Origin of the sequence: Sphingomonas flavalba, assembly GCF_047553045.1 — a bacterium.
GTDB lineage: Bacteria > Pseudomonadota > Alphaproteobacteria > Sphingomonadales > Sphingomonadaceae > Sphingomonas_L > Sphingomonas_L flavalba_A.
Genome location: NZ_CP180208.1, coordinates 2013348 through 2033363 on the forward strand (window position 1 = coordinate 2013348; position 20016 = coordinate 2033363).

Below are 20016 nucleotides of genomic sequence, written 5' to 3' on the forward strand. Positions count from 1 at the left end.
GCCGGCTCAGGCCATCACCCGGCGGTTCCACGGCATCACCCGCAGCAACCGCGCCATGCCGCACCATCCGGTCGCCCCGGCAACAATCAGCCCGCCGCCGACAAAAGCCGGGATCGCGAAAAAACCCGGTGCGACCAGCAGGCCGAGCACCATGCCGGTCAACACCAACCCTCCGGCCGCCAATTGTACCTGCCGCATGATCTCCAGCGGCTGACGGCGATCGACACGGGTGGCTAACCCGGCCGCGCGCCAGCCCTGCAAGCCACCGTCGAGGATGTGGCAGGGCACATCGCCCGCCGCGCGCTCCAACGCTCCGGCACAGGCGGCGGTGCGCGCTCCCGACCGGCAATGGAACAGAACCGGCCGGCCGCCATGCGCCAGCCCGTCAAGCGCGGCGAGCGGAACATTGACCGCACCGGCGATATGTTCGCGGGCGAATTCATCCGGCTCTCGAATGTCGACAAGCAATGCGCCCGCCGCGATCGCGCGCTCCGCCTCGCGTGGGGAAAGGGTCGGTATCGCCATGGCCGCTACTCCTTGCAGTAGAGTTGGTAGAGGGTGGCGAGCAGCGCTTCGATGCGCGGATCGGCGATCCGGTACCACAACGTCTGGCTCTCGCGGCGAAAGGCGATCAGCCCCTCCTCGCGCATCCGCGCCAGATGCTGCGACAACGCCGACTGGGACAGACCGATCGCCCCGGCAAGGTCGCCGACCGTCATCTCGCCATGCTCGACCAGCTTGCACAGCACCATCAGCCGGCGGCCGTTGCCGATCGCCTTCAGCATGTCGGCGACCGCCGCAGCCTTCGCCTCGAACGTCGCCAGGTCCATTGGCGCCATCGTCATCGCGTCTACTCCATTAGGTATTGCTAATTTAGTATATTCTTATATATTGTCAACCAACATTGGAGGCAGCGCATGACAACCCCGTTCATCACGTCCTTCTTCGACGAACCGACCAACACGATCAGCCATCTGGTCGGGGACCCGGCGACGCGTATCGCGGCGGTCATCGATCCGGTTCTCGATTTCGACCTCGCCAGCGGAGAGGCCGACACCCGCTCGGCGGAGCGGATCGTCGCCTTCGCCGCCGACAATGGCTGGACCATTGCCATGGTGCTGGAAACCCACGCCCATGCCGACCACCTGTCCGCCGCCCCATACATCAAGGCGCGTACCGGCGCATGGATCGGCATCGGCGAGCATATTCGGCAGGTGCAACGCATCTTCCGCCCGGTCTTCGCGCTTGATGACCTGAACACCGATGGTTCCGATTTCGATCGGCTGTTCGCCGACGGCGAACATTTCGCACTCGGCGAACTGGACGTGGAAGTGATGCACGTTCCCGGCCACACCCCGGCCGACATCGCCTATCGGATCGGCACCGTCGCCTTCGTCGGCGATACGCTGTTCATGCCCGACTACGGCACCGCCCGCGCCGATTTTCCGGGTGGCGATGCCCGCGCCCTCTACCGCTCGATCTGGCGGCTGCTCGCCCTGCCCGACGACACCCGCCTGTTCCTGTGTCACGACTATAAGGCACCGGGGCGCGACGACTATCGCTGGGAAACCACTGTCGGCGAACAACGCCGGGCCAGCATCCACGTCCATGACGGCGTCAGTGAGGAGGATTTCGTCGCAATGCGCGAGGAACGGGATCGGACGCTGGCCGTGCCGAAACTGCTGCTGCCGTCGATTCAGGTCAACATTCGCGCCGGCCGCATGCCCCGCGCGGAAACAAACGGAGTCTCCTATCTGAAGATACCGGTGCGCCACAAAAACGGCCCGGTCGGCGATGCCGCGCCAGGCGGCATATAACCCCGGCGAACACCGGCGAAGGCGCTGCTGCTCCCCCGCTCAACCCTGCGACTCGGACGCTGGGAATACCCGCACGCCCGCCGGGTCGACCACAACCCCGACCATATCGCCGGCGCGCGGCGGGGTGCCCGTCACCGGGCAGGAAACCCGCAGCGCACCCAGCCGGATATCGGCGACATGGCCTGCCCCGGCAAAGCGCACCGCCTCCACCACCCCGGCAACGCCCTCGGGGGAAAGGCGCAGCACTTCCGGTCGCAGAATCAACTCGCCCGCCCCGTCGGCCAACCCCGCCGCCGGGAACATGCCCAGCGTGCCATGAGCGGCGCCATCCTCGATCCGCACCGGCACGGTGATCGCATCGCCAAGCAGGCGCGCCGCCGCCGCCGACACCGGGACACGATAGCATTGCTCCGGCGCTCCGGTCTGGAGGATGCGGCCGTCGGTCATCAGGATCAGGTGATCCGCCAGTTGCATCGCCTCATTCGGATCATGGGTGACAATCAGTACGGCCGCGCCGGTCGCGCGCAGATCGGCAAGCACAGATTGGCGCACCTCCGCCCGCAAATGGCCGTCCAGCCCGGAAAACGGCTCGTCGAGCAACAGCAATGCCGGCGCCCGCGCCAGCGCGCGGGCAATCGCTACCCGCTGCTGCTCTCCACCCGACAGGGTATGCGGAAAGGCCCTCGCCAGATGCGCGACATGGAAGCGGTCGAGCAATTCCCTGATCCGTTCCGCCCGCGCGGCCGGCGGCAGATCACCGATGCCGAAACCGATATTATCGGCGACGCTCAGGTGCGGAAACAGCGCCAGGTCCTGAAACACCAGCCCGACGCCCCGTGTTTCCGGCGGGGTGGTCCGGCCCGGCGCGGAGACGAGATCCCCGCCGATGACGATCTCACCACCGTCGACCGGCTCCAGCCCGGCGACCATTCGCAACAGCGTGCTCTTGCCGCAGCCCGACGGGCCGAGCAGACAGGCGATCTCGCCCGCGTCCAGCCGCAGACTCGCCGCGTCCACCGCCTGTCGCGCGCCATAGCGGCGGGTGACGGCGCGAACCTCCAGGATCGGATCATTCACCGCGGCATCCCCTATGCGCCCGGCCGCGCCCGCGCAATCCGCCGGGTCAGCCACGCCACGGCGGGCAGCGACAGCATGACGATCAGGATCGACGGCAACCCCGCCTGCCCCAACCGCTCATCAAGCGCATAATTGTTGGCGATTACCGCGAGCGTGTCGAAATTGAACGGTCGCAGGATCAGCGTCGCCGGCAATTCCTTCAATATGTCGATGAACACGATCAGCCCGGCGGTCAGCATCACGCCGCGCGCGACCGGCAGCTCGACCGCCATCGCCGCCCCGGCCTCGCTCCGCCCCAGCGTGCGCGCCGCCTGGATCATCGACGGAGTAACGCGGGTCAGCCCGGCGTCGATCGGCTCCAGCGCCGCCGCCATCAGCCGGGCGGCATAGGCGTAGATCAACAGCGCTACCGCAACCGCGGCACCGGACCCCGGCACCAGTGCCCAGATCGCCCCGGCCGGCGCCAGCAGCCCGATCGCCATCACCGCCCCCGGCGTCGCATAGCCAAGGCTCGCCAGCCGCGCCGCCATCGGCAGCCGCCGGCTACCCAGCGCCAGCATCGTCGCCAGCGCGACGGTGACGAACGCGCCGGCGAGGCCCAGCATCAGACTGTGCAGCGCCGCATCCGCCAGCCGCGGCCAATCGGGCAAGGTGCGCCAAAGGTTCCACGCCAGCCAGCCGACCGGCAACAACAACCCGGCCGACAACAGCGACAGGCAGAAGGCCGACGCCGCCCAGCCAGCGACGCCGGAAATCCGGCGCGGCTCGATCGAACGCCAGCGCCCCCGCCCGGATTCGTGCGCCCGCCCCTTGCGTCCGCGCCGCTCGATCCACAGCAACAGCGCGGCGGTGACAAGAAGCGGCAAGGCGAAGCGCGCCGCACTCGCCGTCGACCCATAAACCGACCATGCACGCACCACGCCCGTTGTCAGCGTCTGGACGCTCAGGAACTGGACCGCGCCATAGTCCGCCAGCGTTTCCATCACCGCCAGCGCAACGCCGGCGGCCAGGGCCGGCCGTGCCAGCGGCAGTCCGACCCGCCACAGCGCTGACCACCCATCGCACCCCAGCATCCGCGCTGCTTCCAGCACGTTGACCGACTGGTTGAGGAAGGCGGCACGCATCGCCAGATAAACATAGGGATAGAACGCGCAGGACAGAACAAACGCGGCGCCCCCGACCCCACGCATGCCGAACGGCAGGTCGATGCCCACCCCGCCGCGCAACGCAGTCCGCAGCGGACCAGCAACGTCGAACAAGTCGGCATAGCCATAGGCAAGAGCAAAGGCGGGGACCGCCAGCGGCAGCGCCAACGCCCAGGCAAACAGTTCGCGCCCGGGGAAACGGTGCATGACCACCAGCCAGGCGGCGATCGTGCCGGCAACCGCCGTCACCGCGCCAACCAGCAGCGCCAGCCAGGCCGACGTCGCCGCATAGCGCAGGATATCGCGTGTCGCGATGGCGGCGGTCTCGCCGCCGAACGCGGCGAGCACCACTCCGATCAACGGCAATGCCACCGCCGCCCCCGCCAATCCGGCAAGGGCGGCGAGCGGCGACGGTCGCGGCAGTGAAACGGTCAGGGCTGGCGTCAGCGCCAACCCGCCGCGCTCATCATCGACTGCGCTTCCGGCTGACGGCCAGCAAAGGCAACGGCATCCATCGGGTGGGCGGTGAAATTCGCATAGGCGTCGACCGGCGGCGGCGCGGCCACGTCGGGGGACGCCGGAAACTCGTTGTTATTCTGCGAAATATGCCGCTGACTTTCGGCGGAAGCGAAAAACTCCAGCAGCTTCAGCGCGTTGTCGCGGTTCGGCGCGTTGGCGGCGATACCGCCACCGGAAATGTTCACATGGGCGCCCTTGCCGTCAAGGCTGGGGAAACCAAGCTTGACCTTCTCCGTCACCGCGCGGTCACCCGCATTGTCGCCGTTCGCCATGCGGATATAATAATAGCTGTTGGTCAGCGCGACCTGGCAGACACCGGCACCAACGGCGCGAATCTGGTCGCGATCACCGCCCTCCGGCGGTCGCGCCATGTTGGCGACAATGCCCTTGACCCAGCGATCCGCCCGCTCCGGCCCCCACGCCTCGATCAGCGCGCCGACCAGCGACAGGTTGTAGATGCTGTCGGATGACCGAACGCAGATCTGCCCCTTGAAGCGCGGCCCGGCCAGCTTCTCGTAATCATCGACCTCCTCCGGCTTCACCTTGGCCGCGTCATAGGCGACGACGCGGGCGCGGCGCATGAAGCCATACCAGTTGCCGTTCGGTTCGCGCAGATTGGCGGGGATGCGTTCGTTCAGCGTGTCGGACTGGACCGGCTGAAACAGGCCGGCCTGCTGGGCGCGCCACAATGCCCCGGCATCGGCGGTGATGAACAGGTCGGCCGGGCTGTTGGCCCCTTCGCTCTTCATCCGCGCGATCAGTTCGTTCGCATTGCCCTCGATCCGGTTGACCTTGATCCCGGTTTCGCGGGTGAAGCGTTCGTAAAGCGGTGTATCGCTGTCATAATGGCGCGCGGTGTACAGGTTCACCACCTGCTCGCCAGCCTCCTTCTTGCCGTCGGCGCAGGCGGCCAGAAGAGTCAGTCCAAACATGGCGAGGGGCAGGAACTTGCGCAACAGTGCCTCCATTGGCAGCTAAAGACCGGTACTGCCTAGGGTGATTGAAAACGATTCTCAACTAAGTCAATCGGTCGAGCCGCGGCAGGCATATTGTCACGCGCAGCCCGCCTTCTTCCCGGTTGGCCAGGGCGATGGTGCCGCCCAGCCGCTCGCTCAGGCGCCGGGCGATGGTCAGCCCCAGACCGACGCCGCCGGTATGGCGACCGCGCGCCGGGTCAATCCGCGCAAACGGCTCGAACACCGTCTGCATCTGCGTTTCGGGAATGCCGGGACCGTCGTCGTCGACAAAGATGACGACGGCGACCGCGTCGGCTTCTAACCGCACGCGGGCACTCCCGGCATGGCGGGTCGCGTTCTGGACAATATTGCGGATCAGCCGCTTCAGCTTGACCGGCCGGGTCAGGAGTTCGACCCGATCCGGTCCGTGATAATCGACCGCTTCCCCCCGGTCATGCGCTTCATCGACCACCGTCATCAGGATCGAAGCGACATCGGCGCGCTGGGCGTGCTCTGCTTCGTCACCACGCAGATAATCGAGGACGGAGGTGACGAAAGTCTCCATCTCCGCCACGTCTTCCTTTAACGCGGCGCGGGTCTCGCCGTCCTCCACCGTCGCCAGGTTCAGGCGCAGCCGCGCCAGCGGGGTGCGCAGGTCGTGCGACATCGCGGCCAGCGACTGTTCGCGCTCGCGGACATGGTTCAGCAGCCGCGCCTGCATCCGCTCGAACGCGGCGGCGACCTGACGCACCTCGCGCGGGCCTTCCACGGCAATTGGAACCGCCTCGGCGCCGCCCACCCGTTCAGCCGCCTCGGCGATGCGGCGCAGCGGTCGGCCGAGCATCCGCCCGAACAGCAGCGCCATCAGCACCACGCAGGCGACCAGCAACAGTACCGATGCGGTGTAATGCAGCAACATGGAATTACCGGAAAAATAATCGGTCTCTCGAAAATGCAGCCAGCTTCCGTCGGCAAGGCGGACACCGCCGCGCAGCGTCGCGCCGTCACGGGCAAGCCGCAGCGGCACGCCGGCCAGTTGCGGCCGTGCCGCGACCATCACCTCGGCGACCGCCGCCAGATCGGCCCGGCCCGCGCCGCCCATCCCGGCCGGCGGCACCGGGGTACGGGCGACGACCAGCGACGGCGCCCACAGCCCGTTCATCGCCGTCACCGCATCGGCATGGCTTTCCGCCAGCTTGCCCGCAATGACCAGCCGCTCCGCCAGCCGGCGGGCATGGGCGCGCTCGATGCGCGCCGCCTCGATCCGCTCGAAGATGATCTCGCCGCCAATGAACTGGGCGAGCAGCGCGACCAGCAGCGCCGCCGCCATCCGCGCGCGCAGACCGTCGAACCAGCGCGCCGGGCGCTTCACATGCGGTCGACCGGCTGGGTGAAGATGTAGCCGACACCGCGTACCGTGCGAATCAGGGCGCGCTGCTCTTCATCGCCCAGCTTGCGGCGCAGACGACAGACATGGACGTCGATCGACCGGTCGGACGCATTGCCGAGGCGGGAGCGCGACATTTCCAGCAACGGTTCGCGCCCGATCACCCGCTGCGGGTTCTCCAGCAAGGCGATCAGCAAATCGTATTCCGCGCCGGTCAGTTCGACCCGGGCGCCCGACGGGCTGAACAGCTGGCGCTGGAGCAGGTCCACCGTCCAGCCGAGAAACCGCATCTGCCGTACCGGCGGCGTCCAGGCGGCATAGGGCATCCGTCCCCGGCGCAGCGCTGCCCGCACCCGGGCCAGCAGCTCGCTGTCGCCGAACGGCTTGGCGATGTAATCGTCCGCTCCCAGTTCAAGCCCGCTGACCAGATCCGCTTCCGCGCCGCGCGCGCTGATCATGATCACCGGCACCGGATTGCCCTGGCGCAGGCGCAGGTCACGACAGATGTCGAACCCGCTAGCACCCGGCAGCATCACGTCGAGCAGGATCAGGTCGACCGGGCTGCGCGCCAGCATGTCCGCCATCTCGGTGCCGTCGGCGGCCGCCAGGCAGTGAAAACCGTTGGCGCGCAGCACCTTCAGCAACGCGGCACGCATGCCGGCATCGTCATCGACGATCAGCACCGTCGCCGACGCCGCTTCCGGCACAGGCCCCACCGCGCCGGCCGCCTGATTATTGCGGAATTGTTGCGTCAGCATTTTCTATTCTTACCTGCCCCGCGATTGGTTGACAGCCCCGCCCGGTTTCCGCCTTTGCGCGCTGCAATTGCGAGTAATTATCATTCTGAGGCGGAGAATCATAGTGAACCAGAACGTCCCGGCTGTCATGCGAAACGATGCGACGACGCCCGTTTCCCCCAGCGCGCTGCTCGCGCTCGGTTGTGCCGGCCTGATGGCGGGCGCCTCCCCGGCGCTGGCGCAGGGCGACGCGGCACAGCGCCTCGGCGGCGTCACCGTCACCGACACGGCGATCGACGACAGCTACAACCGGGCGGAACGGGATTCGGCGAAAAGCACCGCGCCGCTGCTCGATACACCGCAAACGGTCAGCGTGATCCCACAGGAGGTGATCCGCGACCGTGGCGCCCGCACCCTGTCGGAAGTGCTGCGCAACACGCCGGGAATCAGCTTCAACGCGGGCGAAAACGGCTTCGGCACCTCGGCCAGCAACTTCTCGCTGCGCGGCTTCGACGCCAGCGGTGACGTGTTCATCGACAATGCGCGAGATTCCGGCAGCTACGCCCGCGACATGTTCAACACCGAATCGGTGGAAGTGGTGAAGGGCGCCGCCGCCGACAACGGCCGCGGCAGCGCCGGCGGCTTCGTCAACATCAACACCAAGAAGCCGGTCCTCGACACATTCGTGGCAGGCGACGTCAGCTACGGCTTCGACCAGTATAACAGCAAGGCCCGCAAGCGCGGCGCCATCGACATCAATCAGTCGCTCGGCGGCCTTGCGGCCGTCCGCCTGAACGCGGTCGTCGAAGATAGCGGCGTCGCCGGGCGGGAGCTCGCCCGCGCAAAGCTGTGGGGCGTCGCGCCGTCGATCGCGATAGGCCTCGGCACCAACTTCACCGCCACGCTATCCTGGGAACATGTCGAGCGCGACGACCGGCCGGACTGGGGCGTGCCCGGCGCGGCGATCGAAAACACCTTCCGCTATGATCCGGCGACCCGTGGCGCACCGCGCGACGCCTATTACGGCCTCGTCACCGATTTCGACGACGCGACCAGCGACGCCGGTCTCGCGCGGTTTACCTACGAACCGGTCAGCGGCCTCGTTCTCGCCAACCAGACGCGCTGGTCGCGGGTGAAGCGGCACGCGCGTTTCACCATCCCGACCGGCTTTGTCGCTCCCGACACCGTCAACAGCAACACGCTGTTCTACAACCGGGTCAACAAGAGCATCAGCAACCTGACCTCGGTCAACGCGCAGTTCAATACCGGCGTCGCCCGCCATTCGGTCGCGGCCGGCGTTGAGCTAAGCTGGGAAAAGTCGGACGCGCTGCGTTCGGGTAATGGCGTACCGGCATCGGGCGCCACTGATCTGTTCGACCCCGATCCGCGCCGTGTCGGCGCCGCGCCGTTCACCCCGACGCAGATCGCCCGCGCCGATATCGAGACCTTCGCCGTCTACCTGTTCGACACGATCTCGTTCGGCGACAAATTCGAGATCAGCGGCGGCGTGCGCGGCGAAGGCTACCGCGTCGAAATCGACAGCCTGACGACGGCCGGCGCGCCGACCGGCGCCTTCGACAATTTCCGCCGTTCGCCCTTCACCTGGGGCGGCCGCATCGGGCTGAACTGGAAGCCGGTGGAAAACGCCAGCCTCTATGCCTCCTTCGGCACCTCTGCCCTGCCGGCCGGTTCCTACCTGTCCAACCCCGATGCGTCGCGGACCGGCGACAACGTCTTCCCAGGCCTCGTCGACGGCGCCCGCCCGGTGCGCTCGCACAACTATGAGGTCGGCGCCAAGCTCGACCTGTTCGACGGCGGTTTGTCACTGGCACTGGCCGGCTTCCGGGGTGAAAAGCGCAACGTCCCTGTCGTCGGCCGCCCGGCCGCGACCGGCAGCAACAGCCTGCAGGGCTATCAGAAACTGATCGTCCAGGGCGGCGAATTCAGCGTCAGCGGCCAGGTCACGCCGGAATGGAACATCTTCGGCGGCATACTGGTCATGGACAGTAAGCGCCGGTTGAGCGATGCGATGGAAACCGCCCTCGGCTTCGGCAATCCGGGCGACTACAACGCCAGCTTCCCGGCCTCGGGTCTGAATGGCGACCGGCTGGCCTTCACGCCCAATTTCCAGGCGACGATGTGGACCAGCTACCGCCTGCCGTTCGGCCTGACCATCGGCGCCGGCGTCCAGCATGTCGGCTCGTCCTACCTTGGGCGGCCGGACGATGCGACCCGCGTCATCCCCAACGGCATCTTCGGCAAACTGCCGGCTTATACGCTGGTCAATGCGATGCTTGCCTATGATGTCACCGAAACCGTCAATATCCGCCTCAACATCGACAATATCGCTAATGAGAAGTATGCGCTGTCGACAAACTGGAACGGAACCCGCGCCAGCCTAGGGGCGCCGCGCAGCTTCCTCGTGAGCCTCGGCTTCCGTTTCTAGGGACAAGGGGGAGTCCGTGCGTCGTCCGGGTCCCTCCGGACGGCGCATGGACGGAGGTTGCGATGCTCATCCAGATTCCGGCCGTGCTCAGCCCCGAAGAGGCGGCCGGGTATCGCGCCCGGCTGGAACAGGCCGCCTGGCGGGACGGCGCCGGCACCGCCGGGCATGTCGCGGCACAGGCCAAAACCAACCTCCAGCTTGCCGACGACGATCCGCTCGGCCGCGCGCTCGGCGCCGCGATCGTCGACCGGCTGGCGGCAATGCCGCGCTTCATCGCCGCCGCGCTGCCGCTGCGTGTGCTGCCGCCACGCTTCAACTGCTATGCTGGCGGCGGCGCCTATGGTCGCCATGTCGACAGCGCAATATTCACCGCCCCCGGCGGCCGGGAAAGGGTCCGCAGCGATCTGTCCGCCACCCTCTTCCTCAGCGAACCGGACAGCTATGACGGCGGCGCGCTGATCGCCGAATTCGGTGCCGGCGACCAGCCGGTGAAGCTGCCGGCCGGCCATCTCCTGCTCTACCCGGCGAGCTCGCTGCATCAGGTGACGCCGGTAACGCGCGGTATGCGCTTCGCCGCATTCTTCTGGGTGCAGAGCATCGTCCGAACACAAGCGCGGCGGACGATGCTGCTCGCTCTCGACGACAGCATCCAGGCGCTATCGGCCCGCGATCCGGCGGAACCGGAGGTCGTGCGACTGACCGGCCTCTATCACAACCTGCTGCGCGAATGGGCCGAAACATGACGTTGCCGCCGCTCGCCCGCATCCCGGCGGAGGTTGCCGCCGTCGGCGATTATGTGGCGCTCGCCCACGAAAGGCTAAGCGCTGGCGCCTGGGCCTATCTCGCGGGCGGGGCCGGCGACGAAGCGACGCTGGCCGAAAATGACGCGGCCTGGGCGCGGCTGCAGCTGCGCCAGCGGGTGCTGCGCGATCTGTCCGGCGCCACCACCCGCACCACCCTGTTCGGGACGGAGATGACCGCGCCGATCCTCATCGCCCCGATCGCTTTCCAGCGCCTCGCTCACCCGGATGGCGAGCGGGCGACGGCCGCGGCCGCCGCCGCCCTCGGTACGCCGATGGTGGTCAGCACTCAGGCCAGCGAAACGATCGAGGCAATCGCCGCGGTCAGCCCCGCCCCGCTGTGGTTCCAACTCTATATCCAGCCGGATCGCGCCTTCACCACGGCGCTGGTCCGTCGGGCCGAACAGGCGGGGTACCGCGCGCTGGTCGTCACCGTCGACGCGCCGGTCACCGGCATGCGCAACCGTGAACAGCGCGCGGGCTTCACACTGCCGCCGGGGGTGGAGGCGGTCAATCTCCGCGGCCTGCCCCCCCTGCCACCGGCGCCGCAGGACGCATTGCTGTTTGGAACCCCGCTCGCCGCCGCCGCACCGGGCTGGGACGATCTCGCCTGGCTCCGCGCACAGACCCGGCTGCCGCTGCTTGCCAAGGGGGTTACCGACCCTGGCGACGCTCGCCGCGCGCTCGCCGCCGGGGTGGATGGGATTATCGTCTCCAACCATGGCGGCCGGGTACTGGACGGCCTGCCGGCGACAGCGGCGCTGCTGCCGGCGGTGGTAGAGGCGGTCGCCGGCCAGGTGCCGGTTCTGGTCGACGGCGGCATCCGACGCGGCACGGACATCGTTCGCGCCCTCGCCCTCGGCGCGGCGGCCGTGATGGTCGGCCGCCCGTGCATATTCGCGCTCGCCGCGGCCGGTGCCCCCGGCGTCGCCCATGTACTGCGTATCCTGCGCGCCGAACTGGAACTGGCGATGGCGTTGACCGGCTGCCCCACCCTCGCAGCGATCGATCGCTCTGTGCTCGCGCCGTCCGCATGATCCACGCTCGCGTTCAACCGGCCGAAGCTAACGGCGGCAGTCGCTACCGCCCGCGCGGCGGCCTCGACCCGACGGCACTCGGCGTCGTGGTGCTTTTGCACCTGCTTGGGCTGGCGGCGATCGCCACCCATCGCATCGCGGCCGAAGCGAAAACGGAGGTACGGATGGAACTGCTGACCTTCGACCTTGCGCCACCTCCGCCGCCGACCGACCCGGATATCCCGGAGCAGGTGGTGCCGCCGCCCCCGGCCGTCCACATCCCACCGCCAATCGTGCCAGTCGCGCTGGTCCGCCCACCAACCCTTGCGGTGATGACCGAGCCGCCACCCCCCGAACCGCCGTCGGAACCGCGCCCGGCGGCATCGCCTACCGTCGTCCCGGTCTCGCGGCCAATGGCTGGCGGCGACCTGTCGACATCGATGGTCCACGCCCCACCGCCGCGCTACCCGCGCGAATCCCGCCGGCGGCGGGAACAGGGCACCGTGCTGCTTGCCCTTGTCCTCGGCGTGGACGGCAGCGTCACCGAGATCCGCGTCGCGCGTAGCAGCGGCTTCGCCCGGCTGGACGAGGCGGCGCTTGACGCTGTCCGCCGCTGGCGCTGGTCGCCCACTGTCCGCAACGGCGTTGCCGTGCCGATCCGCGGCACGGTGGAGATACCCTTTGTGCTGACCGGCTGACCGCGCCGATGCGAATTGGGGCTGCCAAGCGGGCGCGGCGACAGTATGAGGCGCCGTTGCGTAAGGGAGTTCCGGTGATGATCACCCGGCTGGCATCGATATCGGTCGGCGCGGCCCTGGCTGCGGGCATGGCCATGCCGCTGCACGCGGCGGAAGACCGCTCGATCGGCATCTGGCGCAACCCGCAAAACAGCGTCCATGTCCGCTCGGCGCCATGCGGAGACAGCATGTGCGGCACCGTTGTCTGGGCAAACGAAAAGGCAAAGGCCGATGCCCGGCGCGGCGGCACGGAAACGCTGATCGGACTGGAGCTGTTTCGCGACTTCCGCAAGGACAAGGCAGGCAACTGGCGTGGAAAGGTGTTCGTGCCCGACATCAACAAGACATTTTCTGGGGCGATCAAGGTGATAGACCCGAACACGTTGAAAGGCAGCGGCTGCCTGATCGGCCGGGTCGGCTGCAAGTCGCAGACCTGGACGCGGATCGAATGACCGCTCCCGTCGTCCTGTCCCGGCGCCGGCTGATGGCGGCGGTGCCGCTGCTGGCGCTATTCGGTGCCGCCCCGGCCCTTGCCCAGTCGCTTGCCAGCGGCTCGATCGCCGACAGCGTCGAACGAATGAAGCCCGGCGAATATCTGTGGGCGCCGGATATCGCGCCGCAAGGACCGGTGGTGATCATCGTCAGCATCGAAACCCAGCGCGCCTATGTTTACCGCAACGGCGTGCTGATCGGCATCTCGACCGCCTCGACCGGCAAGGCGGGCCACGAAACCCCGACCGGGGTATTCACGATCCTGCAGAAGAAGGTCGACCACAAGTCGAACCTCTACAACAACGCGCCGATGCCGTTCATGCAGCGGCTGACCTGGGACGGCATCGCCATGCACGCCGGCAACCTGCCGGGCTATCCCGCCTCGCACGGCTGCATCCGCTTGCCGCGCAAATTTGCCGAGCAGCTCTATGCTGTCACCCGCCTCGGTCTGACCGTGGTCGTCACCGACCGCGCGGCAGTGCCACGGATCGCGCCGGAACCCGGCTTTCTTCAGGAACCGGCGGCAGAGGCGGCCACCCTTGCCGGCCGCGCCTGGTGGCGGCCGGAACGGGCGCCGGACGGCCCGTTGTCCATCGTCATCAGCACCGCCGACCGGCGCATGCTGGTCCTGCGCAACGGCGTGACGATCGGATCGGCGCCGGTCGCGATCTCCGAGACGGTCGACGGCCCGCGCGCCTATACGCTGCGCGCGGTCGATGCGGCCGGTTTCCACTGGATGCGCCTGCTGCTGCCCGGCCAGGGCGCCGATGGCGAGCCGGCCGAAGTCAGCTCGGCCGAGCGCGCCCGCCTCCGCCTGCCGGAGGATTTCCGCCAGGCCCTCGCCGCCGCGCTGGCCCCCGGCGCCACGGTTGTGGTAACCACCGACACGTTGCAGAGCGGCGCCACCGGCAGAAAGCTGACGGTGATCGCCGGAGAGGACAGACCGGAATGACCGACAGCCTGTCGCGTCGACAGATTTTGCGGGTGGCCGCCGGGGCGGCGCTGGGCGGCATCGCTTCGCCGCTGCTCGCCGCCCTGCCCGCCGGCGATCCGAAGGCGCTGTCCGGGCTGATCGCCCGCGCCAACGCGGCGCTCGACCGGCATGGCGCGCGCGTCACCGTCCGCGACCGCTTTGCCGTGGCGGACTTTTCGGCACCGTCCTGGTTGCCGCGCTTCCACCTTGTCGACCGGGCAAGTGGGCGGGTCACGCCGCTGCTCGTCGCCCATGGCCGCGGTTCAGACCCGGCGCACAGCGGCTGGGTCCGGCGGCTGTCCAACGAGCCCGGTTCGCTCGCCTCCTCGGCCGGCGCCTATCTCGCCGGCGACGCCTATGTCGGCAAGCACGGCCGGTCGCGGCGGCTGATCGGGCTTGATCCGACCAACAACAATGCGGAGGCGCGGGCAATCGTCGTCCATGCCGCATGGTATGTCGGGCCGGGCATGGTGCGCGACCACGGCAAGCTGGGGCGCAGCGAAGGCTGTTTCGCCTTCTCCGATACCGACCTCGCCCTCGTCATGGACCAGCTGGCGCCGGGCACCCTGCTCTACGCCGACCGCGCCTGAACACCGCCTTCCTCGTCCGCTAAAAAATGACGGCGGGAGATGGCTGCCATCACCCTTTCCGCAGGCACCATTGGTGCCGACCCGTTCCCGGAACCGGGTGACGGGCCGGCACTCCTTGCTTTAGAATCGCGTCCTGACGCCGATCGTGATGTACCGTCCCATCACGTCGTACAACGCCCGCGCCGTCGGCAACTGGCTGCCGGGATTCTGGTCGGTGACGAAGAACTGCCCCTTCTTGTTGAACAGATTGTTGACCGTCGCGAACATCTGCAAGCCGTCACCCATTCCGCCGATATTCTTGCTGAAATTGATGTCGGTGTAGAAGGCCGGGGCAATGTGATTGTCGACATAATATTGGATCTTCGACTTCACATAGGACCCGATCATCCGCTCCTGCACGCCGATGCTGAAGCTGTCATTGGCGTAGGTGATGCTCAGGTTACCGCGCCATTTCGGCAGCGGGTAGGTCGACGACAGGAAGCCCGGCAGGTCGGACGTGCCGGCATATTCGATCAGGTCCGCCGCCGCGGTATCCTGCCGCTTGTACGAAATCAGCCGGGTTCCGAGCAATCGCGCGGATAGCGTACCGTTGCCCAGATCGGCGCGATAGCCGAACTCGAAGTCGACGCCCTTGGTGCTAAGCACCGCGACATTGTTGTTCACCCCAGACACCTCGACCGGGACATTGTTGGCGTCGCGAGTAATCAGGCTGCACAGCGGGCTCTGCGGGTTCGACCCGCAGCCGAGCAAGATCTGGCTGGAACTGCCCGGCGTGCCGATCGCGTCCTTGATCTTGATCCGGTAGAAATCGACCGATCCATAGAATCCGGCCAGCGCCTGCGGCTGCAGGACGACGCCCAGTGTCAGCGTGTCGGCCTTCTCCGGCTTCAGCACCGGGTTGCCACCGCCACGCGTGCGCACGTCATACGTACCGTTGGTCACCGGATCGAACACCGACTGGATCAGCAGCGTCTGCCCGGCGAACAGTTCGAACAGCGAAGGCGCACGGATGTCGCGCGACACCGCCGCGCGCAGGCGGATGTCGCTCACCGGCTCCCACACGCCGCCGATCTTGAAGCTGTCGACGCCGCCGCTGGTCGAATAGTCGGCGTGGCGGAACGCGCCGTTCAGTTCCAGCATCCTGGTAAACGGCGCGTCGGCGATCAGCGGCAGCACCGCTTCGCCATAAATCTCCTTCACCGTGTACGACCCGCGCGCAACACCCACGTTGGTGGACGAGAACAGCGCGCCGTTGCCGCCGCGAATACCCTGGAAATCAACCGGAACGTCCGGATCGCTGTTGCTGTCCTGGACGATTTTCTGCTTACGGATCTCGCCGCCGAAGGCGACCGTCACCGGCCCGGCCCAGGTCGAGAACAACGAACCGCGAACATTCAGCACGCCGCTGGTCAGCTGGTTCTTCGTCCGCCACCAGGAATCGTCCAGCACCCACTGCATCGCCGCCGGGTCGCCGCGCCCCATGCCTAGCACGTTCAGCGGCACGCAATCTGCGAAACGGCTGGGGTCGACCTGCGTGATGCGGCAGACCGGCGCGCCGTTCGGCCCCGCCACGGCATCGACCGCGGCGAACAGCTTGTCACGGCGGATTTCCTGCGAAACACTGGAAAAACGGGATTCGCCGTAGGTAAACGCGGTATCCCATTTCCAGTCGCCGCCCAGCCCGCCGGCAGCACCGACCCGCGCGATCGCCGACTTCATCTTCTGCTCGCTGGGAATAGCGCCAAGCCGCTTGGCACGCGTATCCCATTCGGTGAAGTGGCGGGCGATCTGGATGCTGGACGTGCCAAGCGCGGCAAGCTGCGCCGGGGTCAACTGCTGCTGCAGATAGACGTTGTCGGCGTAGATCGGGATATTGGTGGTCCTGAGGTTGAAATTCTCACCCCTGTTCTGGTCGGTGTTGAGGCTCAGCTGCGCGAACAGTTCCAGCTCGTCAGCGGCTTCGTAGGTTGCCCGGAAAAACGCCTGACCGGTGCTCGATTCCGGCACCAGCGTGCAGTCGACGCATTCCTCAGGGCCATCGCTTCCCTGCCCGAAACCGGCCCGGCCGATCGCGGTGCCGCCGTTCATCGGCACCAGCGCGCCGGTCGGCAGGAATTGCAGGTTACGCAGCGCCGCCGGACCGGACGTGATCAGGCCGCCGCGCGTCGTGCGATTGGTGGTGACCCCCGAATAGTCGAGGAATGGGTTGTTGATCGTACCGATCGCGCCGGACTGCAACGACGGGTCGCGCGCGCCGGTCACCCACAGTTCGCCGGCGCCCGAACGCGCGTTGCGGCGGGGAATGCCGTCGGTCGCATAATACTCGATGCTCGCCTGCAGCCGCAGCCGGTCGTCAAGCAACGCGGTGCCGCCGGCAACGCCCAGCCGGTAGGAGAAACCATCGCCATAGGTGGACAGCCCGGCCTGGGCCAGCGCCTTCACCCCCCGGAACCGCGTGTCGGTAATGTAGTTGACGACCCCGGATACCGCGTCGGACCCATAGACCGCCGATGCGCCGCCGGTCACCGTCTCGACCCGCTGGATCAACATCTGCGGGATGACGTTGGTGTCGACGCCGCCATTGTTGCCGCTCGGCGGCAGGCGGTAGCCGTCCTGCAAAACCAGCACGCGCTGCGGACCAAGGTTACGCAGGTTCAGATAGTTGCCGGACCGGACGCGATTGGAACTGACCAGCTGCGCCGTCTGCGCGTTGACCGCGCCCTGGAACACCGGAAGCTGGTTCAGCCCTTCGGCAATGCCGCCCGGCGCGTTGGCGGCAAGCGATTCGGTCGTGGCGACGGTCAGCGGCGTCGGCGCGCGCGTGCCGTCCGACACGACGCGCGATCCGGTGACGACGATCGCTTCCTCGGCGGCGCCGTCATCGGCGGCAGTTGGCGCCTGCGCCATCGCGATGGAACTGGCCCCAAACAGCAGGCAGGCGATAGATAATGTGGCACGCGACATGATGTTCCCTCCGCATATTTTGCTATTTTCAATAATTACAATGTCTTGAAGTCTATTTTTCTTCTTGTGTTTTAAGATATTCGGCCACTGCGTCGATCTGTTCGGCAGTCATCCCGGCGGCCAGCGGCTGCATCGTTCCGGTGGTCATCGCCGTGATCAGATAGGGCTTGGGCAGGCTGGCGATCGCGGCCTTGGGCGGCGCTTCCGATGCATTGGATTCGTGGCATGCCGCGCAGCGCCCGGCGAACAGCGCCTTGCCCTGCGGTACCTTGCCGACCGGCAGCACCGGCGCCGCCGTGGCGGTCGCCGTCGGCCGTGGCCGCGGCTTGGCCGATTTCGGCAACAGGCCGAACGCCTGGACACGATCGGTGCCGACCAGAACCAGGCCGTTGACCACCGCCGGTTCGTTATACTTCCCGCTCGGGTACAATTCGCCCGGCGCTGTCTTCCACAGCAGCTTCAGTGTCGCCGCGTCGAAAGCGTAGAGCGTCGGGCGCGGCGCATCGGCGGTGTCCAGCTTGGTCAGCCGCGGCGCGTTCGGGTCCATTACCCAGACGATCGCGTCCCGGCCGCCATTGCTGCTCACCGTCGGCGAACCGGGGTTGAAGAAGGTCTGGGTCATCTCCCGCGCGGCGATACGGGGAAAGGCCGGCTTGCCCGGCGCGGTCATGATCCGCACCTTCACCAGCCCCGGCGGCACCGGCGTCGAATAGTCCTGCCCCGCCTTGCTGCTGCCGGTGGCAAAGATGAAATGCTGCTTGCCGTCGGAAAAATAAGCGGCGGTCGACCGGCTCTTTGCCGAATTCATCATGCCGATATCGTCGGAATAGGGGCCGAACAGGTTGATCGGTCCGCGCGTGCCGAACTGCGGCTGCGGTTCCGGGTCGACCAGCGACTTGTCGGTTTCCGGGTCCGTGCTGCACGGATGGCGCTTGACCAGATCGCCGGGCATATGGTCCCGGTCCAGCATGTAGAAATTGCCCTGCTTGCCGCCGCCAAGCGCCATCAACCGCGGCGTCGCGGTTTCCGATTCTGGCAGGTCGACAACGATGGTGCCGCTGCTGCCGAGGTCGATGTCGTTGGCTGCTACCTGGCAATAGTTGAACGGGGTGTAGGTGCCGGTCAGGGTAAAACCCTTGTCCGGGTCGTCGCTGAGCTGGATGATCGACTGGCCCCAGCTGTGCGGGCTGTCGGGATAGACGCCGGGAATGCCAGCCTTCAGCCGTACCGCCATCAGATAGCTGGCACCGGTCGCGATATGTACCCGCCCCTGCTTGTCGATCGACGGGCCGCCGGACGCCCACATGCCGCCCTGCAACTGGTCGCTGACCGGCGTCGTCGAAAAGGCGGAGGCCACCCTCGCATTGCGGGTGTCGATGCTCACCACCCAGCCGCTCTGCCCGTCCTTGCCAAATGCCATGTACACGCGGCTTTTGTCGGGGCTCAGGTTCAATGCGCCGCGCTGCCAGTGCTTCAGCGTCGACGGAAACTGGTTGGTGCCATTGCGGGTCACGCCCGGCCGGTTGACGGTAACGGCGTCGACGGTCAGCGGCCAGCCGCGCACGTCCTCGCCGGTCCTGACGTCAAGCGCATGCATCTGCCACTGGCGATCCAGGTCGCAGGAACTGACGTAGATGCGGTTCTGGTCGCGGTCGATGACCGGGGTGCTGAGCACCCCGATCAGCTCCAGCGTCCCCTCGCACGGCTTCAGCGCCAGCCGCTTGCGCCACAGGATCGTGCCGGGCGCGACATCCTTATGCGCTGCGGTGCTGATCGCGTAGGCGTATCCATTGGTCGTCGCGACATAGGCGACGGAGAAACGGCCGCGATACTGCCCCGCGTTAATTTTCACTGAATCCAGGTAGAGCGGCGATGCCTGCAAGCGGGGCGGCCGCCCTTCGAAACTATCCAGTTCGGGCGATTCCCACAGCAGACCGAAACGGTCGCCAGCCACCGCCGCCGGGGTCAGCACCGTCTCGCGGGGGTTCCAGCCGCTTCGCTGCGCGTCATAATGATAGGTCAGCTTGTCGACACGGCCGGGCGCGTCCCCGTCACCGAGCATCGAACATGCCGGCAACAGGGCGATCGCGGCGAAAAGCGGCAGTTTCTTCATCATCCCCTCCAGGGTCTGCCGGGCAGCCCATGACCCGACACCTGCAACAGCGGGCCAGGCGTTGATCGTCTTGTTGAAGCGAGGAAGCAGCACCCGCATATCCCGATGACAGACACCATGCCCGCACTGTCGGCCGCGCAGCCCGGCACCTGAGAGCACAGCCGCACCCTCAGGAATCCGCGGGTCCGCTTCTTCCTCGCCCTGTTCCAATCCAACACAGCAAATTATGTGCCAAATCCGAAATCGC

General features: G+C 67.2%; 17 protein-coding genes. 8 read left to right on the forward strand and 9 right to left on the reverse strand.

Annotation, left to right across the window (positions count from 1 at the left end):
- Window positions 1–6: 6 nt before the first annotated feature.
- Both ACMT1E_RS09605 and ACMT1E_RS09610 read right to left on the reverse strand, forming a co-directional pair.
- Window positions 7–525, reverse strand: a complete 519-nt coding sequence (locus ACMT1E_RS09605; RefSeq protein ID WP_414899920.1) for a rhodanese-like domain-containing protein — start codon at window positions 523–525, stop codon at window positions 7–9.
- A gap of 5 nt (window positions 526–530) precedes the next feature.
- Window positions 531–845, reverse strand: a complete 315-nt coding sequence (locus ACMT1E_RS09610) for an ArsR/SmtB family transcription factor (protein ID WP_414899921.1) — start codon at window positions 843–845, stop codon at window positions 531–533.
- 72 nt (window positions 846–917) lie between these two features.
- Between ACMT1E_RS09610 and ACMT1E_RS09615 the strand changes: the two genes are divergently transcribed.
- On the forward strand, window positions 918–1817 hold the full coding sequence (locus ACMT1E_RS09615; protein ID WP_414899922.1) for an MBL fold metallo-hydrolase: 900 nt from the start codon (window positions 918–920) through the stop codon (window positions 1815–1817).
- Window positions 1818–1856: 39 nt separating this feature from the next.
- Here ACMT1E_RS09615 and ACMT1E_RS09620 read toward each other — a convergent pair whose 3' ends face one another.
- From ACMT1E_RS09620 to ACMT1E_RS09640, 5 genes are all read right to left on the reverse strand, one after another.
- Window positions 1857–2894: an ABC transporter ATP-binding protein gene (locus tag ACMT1E_RS09620; protein WP_414899924.1), complete on the reverse strand. Its 1038-nt coding sequence runs from the start codon at window positions 2892–2894 to the stop codon at window positions 1857–1859.
- A gap of 11 nt (window positions 2895–2905) precedes the next feature.
- Window positions 2906–4492: an ABC transporter permease gene (locus ACMT1E_RS09625; protein WP_414899925.1), complete on the reverse strand. Its 1587-nt coding sequence runs from the start codon at window positions 4490–4492 to the stop codon at window positions 2906–2908.
- Window positions 4483–5514, reverse strand: a complete 1032-nt coding sequence (locus ACMT1E_RS09630) for an extracellular solute-binding protein (RefSeq protein ID WP_414899927.1) — start codon at window positions 5512–5514, stop codon at window positions 4483–4485. Before ACMT1E_RS09630 ends, ACMT1E_RS09625 begins: the two co-directional genes overlap by 10 nt.
- A gap of 61 nt (window positions 5515–5575) precedes the next feature.
- Window positions 5576–6886 (reverse strand): ATP-binding protein, encoded by a 1311-nt coding sequence (locus tag ACMT1E_RS09635; protein ID WP_414899928.1) that lies wholly within the window; start codon window positions 6884–6886, stop codon window positions 5576–5578.
- Window positions 6883–7557, reverse strand: a complete 675-nt coding sequence (locus ACMT1E_RS09640) for a response regulator transcription factor (RefSeq protein ID WP_414903369.1) — start codon at window positions 7555–7557, stop codon at window positions 6883–6885. Before ACMT1E_RS09640 ends, ACMT1E_RS09635 begins: the two co-directional genes overlap by 4 nt.
- A 205-nt stretch (window positions 7558–7762) precedes the next feature.
- Between ACMT1E_RS09640 and ACMT1E_RS09645 the strand changes: the two genes are divergently transcribed.
- The 7 genes from ACMT1E_RS09645 (at window position 7763) to ACMT1E_RS09675 (ending at window position 14692) form a co-directional block, all read left to right on the forward strand.
- Window positions 7763–10084, forward strand: a complete 2322-nt coding sequence (locus tag ACMT1E_RS09645; RefSeq protein WP_414899930.1) for a TonB-dependent receptor — start codon at window positions 7763–7765, stop codon at window positions 10082–10084.
- A 62-nt stretch (window positions 10085–10146) separates the two neighbouring features.
- Window positions 10147–10827, forward strand: coding sequence for a Fe2+-dependent dioxygenase (locus ACMT1E_RS09650; protein WP_414899931.1), 681 nt, complete (start codon window positions 10147–10149; stop codon window positions 10825–10827).
- On the forward strand, window positions 10824–11921 hold the full coding sequence (locus tag ACMT1E_RS09655) for an alpha-hydroxy acid oxidase (RefSeq protein ID WP_414899932.1): 1098 nt from the start codon (window positions 10824–10826) through the stop codon (window positions 11919–11921). Before ACMT1E_RS09650 ends, ACMT1E_RS09655 begins: the two co-directional genes overlap by 4 nt.
- The gene (locus ACMT1E_RS09660; protein WP_414899933.1) at window positions 11918–12598 is read left to right on the forward strand and encodes an energy transducer TonB; all 681 of its coding nucleotides are present in this window, start codon (window positions 11918–11920) and stop codon (window positions 12596–12598) included. The genes ACMT1E_RS09655 and ACMT1E_RS09660 overlap by 4 nt, the downstream gene beginning before the upstream one ends.
- 128 nt (window positions 12599–12726) lie before the next feature.
- Window positions 12727–13089 carry a DUF2147 domain-containing protein gene (locus ACMT1E_RS09665; RefSeq protein WP_414903370.1) on the forward strand — a complete coding sequence of 121 codons (363 nt, stop codon included), beginning with the start codon at window positions 12727–12729 and terminating at the stop codon, window positions 13087–13089.
- Window positions 13086–14081, forward strand: coding sequence for a L,D-transpeptidase (locus ACMT1E_RS09670; protein WP_414899934.1), 996 nt, complete (start codon window positions 13086–13088; stop codon window positions 14079–14081). The genes ACMT1E_RS09665 and ACMT1E_RS09670 overlap by 4 nt, the downstream gene beginning before the upstream one ends.
- Entirely contained in the window at window positions 14078–14692 is a 615-nt protein-coding gene (locus ACMT1E_RS09675) for a murein L,D-transpeptidase catalytic domain family protein (RefSeq protein WP_414899935.1), read from the forward strand. The genes ACMT1E_RS09670 and ACMT1E_RS09675 overlap by 4 nt, the downstream gene beginning before the upstream one ends.
- Before the next feature lie 120 nt (window positions 14693–14812).
- Here the strand turns inward: ACMT1E_RS09675 and ACMT1E_RS09680 are convergent, their stop codons facing one another.
- Both ACMT1E_RS09680 and ACMT1E_RS09685 read right to left on the reverse strand, forming a co-directional pair.
- Window positions 14813–17656, reverse strand: coding sequence for a TonB-dependent receptor plug domain-containing protein (locus ACMT1E_RS09680; RefSeq protein ID WP_414899936.1), 2844 nt, complete (start codon window positions 17654–17656; stop codon window positions 14813–14815).
- Window positions 17657–17708: 52 nt separating this feature from the next.
- Window positions 17709–19862 carry a c-type cytochrome gene (locus ACMT1E_RS09685; protein WP_414899937.1) on the reverse strand — a complete coding sequence of 718 codons (2154 nt, stop codon included), beginning with the start codon at window positions 19860–19862 and terminating at the stop codon, window positions 17709–17711.
- Window positions 19863–20016 lie beyond the last annotated feature (154 nt).